This is a genomic window from Candidatus Albibeggiatoa sp. nov. BB20 (genome assembly GCA_016744725.1).
Taxonomy (GTDB): Bacteria; Pseudomonadota; Gammaproteobacteria; order Beggiatoales; family Beggiatoaceae; genus Albibeggiatoa.
In genome coordinates, this window is record JADGDW010000032.1 from 1 (window position 1) to 8,231 (window position 8,231).

At 38.6% G+C, this 8,231-nt stretch carries 5 protein-coding genes; 4 read left to right on the forward strand and 1 reads right to left on the reverse strand.

Annotated features, from left to right (window positions below; genetic code table 11):
* Nucleotides 1-343: hypothetical protein (locus ABXH34_RS05520; RefSeq protein ID WP_353570869.1), on the forward strand; the 343-nt coding region annotated here is incomplete at its 5' end.
* Complete coding sequence (locus ABXH34_RS05525; protein ID WP_353570870.1) at nucleotides 340-3,939, forward strand: nSTAND1 domain-containing NTPase; 3,600 nt, start codon at nucleotides 340-342, stop codon at nucleotides 3,937-3,939. The genes ABXH34_RS05520 and ABXH34_RS05525, both read left to right, overlap by 4 nt.
* A gap of 79 nt (nucleotides 3,940-4,018) precedes the next feature.
* Here the strand turns inward: ABXH34_RS05525 and ABXH34_RS05530 are convergent, their stop codons facing one another.
* Entirely contained in the window at nucleotides 4,019-6,292 is a 2,274-nt protein-coding gene (locus ABXH34_RS05530) for a nitric oxide reductase activation protein NorD (RefSeq protein WP_353570871.1), read from the reverse strand.
* Nucleotides 6,293-6,682: 390 nt separating this feature from the next.
* Between ABXH34_RS05530 and ABXH34_RS05535 the strand changes: the two genes are divergently transcribed.
* Together ABXH34_RS05535 and ABXH34_RS05540 are read left to right on the forward strand one after the other, a co-directional pair.
* On the forward strand, nucleotides 6,683-7,432 hold the full coding sequence (locus tag ABXH34_RS05535) for a transglycosylase SLT domain-containing protein (protein WP_353570872.1): 750 nt from the start codon (nucleotides 6,683-6,685) through the stop codon (nucleotides 7,430-7,432).
* Nucleotides 7,433-7,489: 57 nt separating this feature from the next.
* The coding region (locus ABXH34_RS05540) for a YcjX family protein (RefSeq protein ID WP_353570873.1) at nucleotides 7,490-8,231 on the forward strand (742 nt) is incomplete at its 3' end.

The following is an 8,231-nucleotide window of genomic DNA, read 5'->3' on the forward strand; positions in this document are numbered from 1 at the left end:
TGTTAAAGTCTTTTCTGGTAAAGATACAGATACAGAACAAAAATATCCAATGGAGATGTTTGAGGAGCAACAAAAAACCTTTGATAATCTTATTAGCCTTATTGAGGATAAAGTCGAAGGTATCCTTTGTAATGGCATATCACCCTCATTTTCCCAAAGTTTCAAACAACAAAACCCTATACAAAAAGAATCAGAAAAACAATTTCAAAAAGTATTGGTAGAAAACAACTTAAAAGAAAAATTAACTAAACAAACGCAATATATTAAACCAAATAATCCAAACGTTATTACTAACAACAATAAACCCAAAATATTTCTACAAGTTATAGGTCATGAAAAATGAGTTACCAAAGTAAACCAAATTTTCCCTATGTTGGTCTGCACACTTATAAAATAACAGATAAACCCATATTTTATGGTCGGGATGAACAAATAGAAGAAATTGTAAATATATTCCTTAAAAATGAAAAAAACTTTGTTGCCGTTTCAGGTCAATCAGGATGTGGAAAATCATCTCTTATTAGAGCAGGTTTTTTATCTTCATTACAAGACGGTATAATTCCGGGTAAAGTATCTTGGCGTATCGCAACCTTTACTCCACAATATGACCCTTTATATGAACTAGCAAAAGCCTTATACAGTCAAGTTTTAACTAGTGCAGAGCAAAATCAAATATTTAAAAAATATAAACAAAATAAAGAAGATATTTATGAAGTTATAAAATACCGATTTATTGATGAGTTATCTCACATCGGCACATTTCTAGATGATGCTGGTATTTCTGGAAAAAATGATTTATTTGTTGTAATCGATCAATTTGAGGAATTATTAAGAACATACCAACGAGCAATTCAGACTGATAATATTGAGTTGTTGGATGAGTGTGGTATTTTTGTGGATATTCTATTAGCAACAGCAGAACAGTCAAATATATATATTATTGTTACTATGCGTTCGGAATTTATTGGTGAGTGTATTAATTTTGAAGGATTAATAGAAGCTGTCAATGACGGACTATTTTTAGTTCCCAAGATGACACGTCCACAACTCAAAGAAGCAATCATAAAACCGCTAGAGCAGTTTAACGACGATATACAAGACTATTTAGTTCAACGTATTCTTGCCGATAGCATTAAGGAAACACATCCATTACCTGTAATTCAACACGCCTTATTACAGACTTGGCAGTATGTTAGAAGTACACATGCTGGGAATATTAAATTAACTTACAATGACTACAAAGCTGTAGGTGGTTTGGATGGTGCAATTAATCAACATGCAGAAGAAATCTATAGTCAACTATCAGACAAGCAAAAATTGCTTTGTAGTAAAATATTTAAGTGCATAACAGAGCGTACTACCAGTAAAAACTATGTTGTAGATGCTCGTCATCCAATGACTCTTGCCAATATTGCTAAAATTACTCAAGCAACAGAGCAAGAATTAGTTGAAGTAATTGAATACTTTAATAATTATACTTGTGGTTTTATAACACTTATAGCAAATAAACAAAATATTACCTCAGATACAATTATAGACATCAGTCATGAAAGCCTTATTTCTCATTGGGAACGTTTAAAAGAATGGGTAGATGAAGAAGCTAAAAATGTGGAAATGTATAAGCAACTAAGAGATGATGCTTTGAAAAAAGATACATTTTTATGGAAAGGAGGAAAGTTAAAACTTGCAAAAGAATGGTTAGAGACTAATAAACCTAATGAAGAATGGGCTAAGAAATATGATACAGAGGCAAAGGATTCTTTACCTACAATAGAGCGGTTTATACAAAAAGGATTATCAAAAGAAACAAAAGAAAAACATACTTGGGTTGTAACTATCAGTTCATTGACTATAATCTTTATTGCCTTAGTGGCTGCTCTTTTAGTAGCTAAAAATACTTTTCAACTATATAAGCAAGAGCAAATCTACCAAGCAAAAACGCAAATAAATTCACATCTAACCAACACTCAGCTCCTCACACAAAAAGATAACCATTCTTTAGCACAACAAGAGTTAGCAAATTTTGAAACAATTGATAGACAATATATTTCTCCTGCTAAACAACATACAGCAAACCTCCTAAACTGGTTTAACTCAGGCTTGATGTTTACTCCTCCGATAAAAACAATTCAGCAGTCTAATGCAATGTACAACTTGTATTCAGATAGCCAATGGCTTTTTGCTGGTGGTGCTGAAGGAAAATTGCTGATTTATGATGTTCAAGGTAAACAACAAACCTTTGCATTTGCAGATAAAATTGCAAGTGAAAATAAAATTATTACGGCTATTACAAATTATCAAGATAACATATTAATTGCGGCTTATGATGGTAAACAGAAACAAACAATAATTTACCAACTGATGATGCCTATTACAGATAAATCTGAGCTAACTCCAATATTAAGTACGGATAGCTCAATACTGGCGATTGCCTCGTATAAAAATACATTAGCCTATGCTGACAATTCAAATACAATTTTCTTGTGGGATTTAGAAGACAACCAGCCAATCAACACACTGCAAGGCCACCAAAGCCTTATTTACGATTTAAAATTTAATCCTCAAGGTACAATGCTAACCAGTAGTTCCCGAGATAAAACCATTCGTTTGTGGAATATCAACGATCCTCAAACATTTTATACACTTGTTGGACATGCTGGAGCTGTATATAAAATCGCATTTAATACACAAGGAACTCAGCTAGCCAGTAGCTCCCAAGACAAAACCATTCGTTTATGGGACTTGGAAAATTTGTCAACATACAACACGGCTCAACAAGTATTACAAGCACACAAAGCAGCAGTATCCGATATTGCATTCTCTCAAGATGATAAATCCTTAATCTCAACCAGTCATGACAATACCTTGCGCTTATGGGATGTTGTTAGCGGAAAAGTATTGCGCGTATATGAAGGCCATCAAGGGCGAGTGAATGCTGTGGCTTTAGCACAAGACAAAATATATAGTGTTAGTGGCGATAAAACCTTAAGGGAATGGGAGTCGTCAGGCTTATCACCTGTGATGCAATGGCATAATGTTGCAGAACAACCAAGAGCAGTAACTATCTCGCCAACAGGGAAATACACTGCAATAGGCTATAAAAATGGTACGGTTGCACTGTATGCGATGACTGATTTAACGCAACCACTATGGCAAAGCGAGCAACATACAAAGTCAATTGCACATTTAAGCTTCAATCAAACAGGTGATTTATTAGCTTCCGCTGGCTCTGATAAAACAACTAAATTGTGGCAAGTTTATGATGGAAAATTACTCAACACGATTACGCATAAAGACAAAGTCAAATCTGTTAGCTTTTCTTCAAATAATCAATACTTAATTTCTGCTAGTCGTGATGGCAATATCGGTATTTTGTCATTAGAAAATCAACAGCTCAATGTCTATTCCACAGATTCCACCCGATTAAATGCAGCATTATTTGCTCCTCAAAGTTTAGATTTTGTTACAGCAACCGAGCCAGAAGTAAAAATATGGCAATGGTCAGAAGATAACAAACCTCAAGTGAGTCAGACTATAACAAATATTCCCAACTCAATTGAATGGACAACGCTTAGTTCTGATGGGCAAAAGCTTGCAATAATGGGCGGCAATCCAACAGCCATTTATATTTATGAAACCAGTAATTATGATAATCCATCTGCCAAATTAATTGGACATATTGATACTGTTGCCAAAGCTGAATTTAGTCCTGATAATCAACAGCTCATTACCTTGGGTGCTGATAATACAATTCGCTTTTGGGATTTAACCAGCAACTCTGAACTATTTACAATTCAACTTCCTGTGCAAGATAAAAATTCAACATGGGACTTTGATTTTCAATGTATTGCTGATGGTCAATGTTGGATAGCTGTACCCCTGAAAAATAGAAATGCCGTGATTATTTATGATCTTGGAAATATTTACACGGCGTTTTAGTAGTTTCAGTTGCTTGATAAGATATTATTTTCATTCTGAGCAACTACTTATATTCAGATAACTGAGTTGCTTCTAAATATTAACTGGTCAAACTGACAAATAATTTAGGTAACTGTTCAGGCAAACGCTCAATGTGATCGATCACTAAATATTGATTACCAAAAATTTCCCCCACATAATCATCCGCGTGCGGGTCTAAATTAATGCAATGGGTATAAATGCCTTTTTGCTCAGCTTCTTGAACCGCTTTTTTGGCATCGGCGATCAACAATTTGTCATCTTTGACATCAATATCCGATGGCTCACCATCCGTTAATACCAACAATAATTTTTTATCCGCTTGCCGTTTTGACAAATAATGTGAAGCATGACGCAACGCCGCGCCCATCCGAGTGGAATAACCCGCCTCCATCGCTGCCAATCGTCCTTTGACATTATCGTCCCAGCCTTCGCTATAACCTTTGATATGCTGATAACGCACTTCATGCCGTGTATTGGAAGAAAAACCCGCAATCGCAAATTCATCGCCCAATTTATCCACCGCCCAACCCAATAGCGCAACCGCCTCTTGACTCAACTCTAAAATGGTTTGCTCGCAACCTTGGGGAATATTCGACACCGATTCGGATAAATCCAACAACAACATCACCGCGATATTACGCCCATCATGTTTGTGACTCATATTAATCCGTGGGTCAGGGGTTGTGCCTGCTTTAAAATCTATCAACGAACGAATCGCCACATCTAAATCCAACTCGCTGCCTTCTTCTTGATAACGAACCCGCACATAATCCTGTGGCTTGAGTAAATCCAAAATCTGTTTTAAACGTCGCGCGGTCGACTCATGTTTTGATAACAAAGCATCAATCAACATTGGGTCGCCTGATGGATGCAATGCCTCATATAAACTAACCCAATCAGGGCGATAAGTTTGAGTTTGATAATCCCATTCTGGATAATGACGTGGCGGTAATTTTTCTGTGTCCTCGTCTTCCAGCTGTTTTTTCTCTTGGTCAAACATTTCCTCGTCGTCACTTTCTTCAATAAATATCCACAAATGGCGATTATCATCGCGATAACTGACTTCGGTATCAGCAAAATACACATTGGCATTTAAATCTTGCTGGCGACGGGTGCGTGCAATAAAGCTGACTGCCAATTTTGCCATTTCAGCAGTCGAACTTTCATCCGCTTGCATAATGTCATTGAAACGCTGGGCAAATTCAATTAAATCAGGATTTTGATAAGGATGATCTTGAGCCAAAATCGCATATGAGAACATGGCTAAACGATGTAAAATACACGACTCTTTTTCAGGATCGCAACCTGCTTCAATCGGCATCGGATGTAACGCCAACCACGATAAACGCAACCCAGGATAATGCTGCATCGCTAAATATTCGACTCGACAATCTTCAAAAATTTCCACTGCCACCCGTTGAAAGGGGCTGTAATTATCCGCAACAATCGGCGTTGACCAACGTTTATGTGCCGCGATATGTCCCAGCAAAGCCCGATAGCGGTTAATCCCGTTGATATTATCAGCATCATCATACACATCAGGCAGCCGCACCCCCGATTCTGTAAAATAGGGCATCGGTTTACGTAGCTCGCTGAAGCCTTCGGAATAAGGCACAAAATGTTCTTTGCTATCCCATAATGCCCGCATGTATAAATCCAACTGCCGCTCATTGTCCGCAAACAAAGTTCCGTGGCGTTCACGTTGCAAAATGGCGCGACTGTCCGCAGATTGAAGGCTGAAATAATCTTTTTGGCGTTCAGGATGATGGGTGTAATTGCGGATGCCGTAATCCATCCAATTTTTTAAACCTTCCAAAGAAAGCTGATTCAATAAATAAGCACTTTGATTCAACATCTCAGGCAAACCCGTGCTGGGATAAGTCGCAGATTGATTGCCATGCACCGAAGTACTGGAGCGTTCCATCAAATCAAACACTAACTTGATGTAATAATAAAACGGTTCAGTCGCGCCCAAACGTCGTGCCGCCTCGGGCAAACTTTGCATAAAAGGTACAATCGCTTTACTGTTAGGACTGTGCGACATTTTCCATGCAGATTCCGCGACTAGCGATAAAGTCGACTCGCCCATTTTGTGTGCAATCGCGGGCATTTCTTCCAAATAGACTAAAACAGGTTCAAACCCCCGTCCCATTCCACAAACCAATGTTGCGCCGTCTAAATATTCATCAATGCCATTTTCCGTGAGAAAAGTCACTGCTTCAGACATACAATCATCAAATACATCATCGAGTTGCTTGAAATTACAAGCCAGTTTTTCTCTATAATTGACAGCTTGGGATTCGTCGTTGGGTGCAATGGCGAGATTTGACATGATGCTGACATCCTCAATATAACGATATTCTTATTTATAAAGAGGATAATCAATATAGAGAGTGATGACAAAACGTTTATTTTTGTGCTTTGTATAAGTAAATGTTATGAATCATGAATTTTGGCATAATGGAAGGTGTTAAAAGCCGTATTCAAGTTTGAATGCACCTTGTCGTAACTAAATATTAATCAAACTCATAACAAAGTTTAGAACCGTCATTAAGCAATCTCATTCTCCAACAATAAAAACAACTATTTAGAACAAATAACTAAAATCTAAAGTTAAGAGTGATCTTTCTTAAGCTAAGTTGTCAAAATAACTCTGTACATCTTATTTGGTTTTTGCTAGGTTTGCTATTAGTCATTTGATTCAATGTTTAAGGTGTTTATTATGCGTAGACCAGGTACACGAGATTTAGAAAGTTCAAACCTGCCGAGCTGGTTGCGTCGTTTGCTCGGTTTGGAAGAGGAAACCCAACCAACAACCCAAGCACCCGTTGTCCAGCAGCCAACCCAACCAACAACACCCGCACCCCAACCAACTCGCCCAACACCTCAACCTGTGGCAAATCGGTTTGATACAACCTACTCTTATGGTAATGCAACCATGAGCAGCCAATTACGGGAAGCTGAGCGTTATAAATCTGTTATTGAAGCTGCGGCTAAACGCTATGGATTTCAGCCCTCGGTCTTGTGTGGTATTGGTTCACGAGAATCACATTGGGGCTTAGCGTTACGTCCTGCAGGGCCTGCTGGCACAGGCGATTTTACTCGTCGCCGTGCGCGTGGTAGCCGCACAGGCACAAGACCCCCTGATGGAGGCGGTTATGGACGTGGTTTGATGCAAATTGATTATGACTGGCATGAATTTGCCCGAACAGGGAATTGGCGTATAGCTAGCGATAATATTTATTATGCGTGTACCGTATTAAATAATGCGCAACGCTTTTTTGGAGATCGAGTGAGTTTAAATGAACGAGACAGGCTCCGCGCCATGATTGCAGCCTATAACGGTGGTGCAACAGCAACGTTACGCGCGATTCAAGCAGGTAAAGATATTGATGGGAATACCACAGGTAAAGATTATTCGCGTGATGTACTCAATCGTAGTGGTTGGTTTCAATTACATGGTTGGCCATAAGTCGCAGCGCAAATAGTATATAATAGTTGCCAATCAAGATGATTATGGAGATAACGTGTGGAAGTACCAGAGCAAGCCAATAAGTGGTTGTCTAATTTATCAAAAGCAAATTTAAAAGAAAGATTAAACCGCACATTTGACCGTCAAGTGAAATTGGCCGTAACAGGTTTGAGCCGTAGCGGCAAGACGGTTTTTATTACTTCCCTTGTACACCAGCTTTTGCATGGCTTGGAAGGTTCTCATTTACCTTTTTTCCATATTGTGAGCAGTGGGCGTTTGCAAGGTACAAAGCAAATGCACCACCCTGAAATGCACATTCCTGCGTTTCGTTATGACCAATCGATTGAACAACTGTGTCAAGAAGACCCAATGTGGCCAGAGCCTACCAGTGGTTTAAGTCAAATTCGGGTAGCGGTTCGTTATCAAACGGACAATCCATTGGTGAAAAAAGTGAATCCAATTAATACGCTATTTGTGGATATTGTGGATTATCCCGGTGAGTGGCTATTAGATTTACCTCTGCTAGAATTAAGTTATGAAGATTGGTCAATGCAAATTGCCGAGATGTGTGAGCGTGAACCACGTTTAAGTTTGTCTAAAGATTGGCGTGAATTTATGGCGCAACAAGATGTCGCTGGGCAAGCGTCGGCTGAGACCTTACGCAAAGCTTCTGAATTGTATACTGATTTTCTACATCGTTGTAAAGACAGAACCTATAATCTCAGCTTGTTACAACCGGGACGATTTACCATGCCGGGGGATTTAAAAGGTGCGCCATTGCTAGAATTTTGCCCTGTTT